Genomic DNA, 228 nt, shown 5'->3' with positions numbered 1-228 from the left:
AGATGCCGGGGATCGCTCGCGATGGTGGCGAGCGTCTCGGCCGCGGCCCTGAACAGCAGGCCATAGACCTCGGCCTTGTTCTGGTAGGCGATCGCCGTGATCGGCGCCGGCAGGGTGAAGACGAGATGGTAGTAAGGCACGGGCAGGAGATCGGCCTGGCGGTCCGCGAGCCAGTCCTTCGCCGCTGCGCCCTGGCAGCGCGGGCAGTGCCGGTTGCGGCAGGAGTTG

The 228-nt window shown here is 69.3% G+C and carries 1 protein-coding gene; it reads right to left on the bottom strand.

Translation table 11 applies throughout. The features are described 5' to 3' along the window. On the bottom strand, nt 1-228 hold a 228-nt coding region (locus tag AX750_RS12460; protein WP_197432817.1), incomplete at both ends, for a transposase zinc-binding domain-containing protein.

This window comes from Methylobacterium sp. CCH7-A2 (assembly GCF_001557075.1).
GTDB classification, from domain to species: Bacteria; Pseudomonadota; Alphaproteobacteria; order Rhizobiales; family Beijerinckiaceae; genus Allobosea; species Allobosea massiliensis.
The sequence above is the reverse complement of the archived record's forward strand: the minus strand, read 5'-3'. Positions and strand labels throughout refer to the sequence as shown.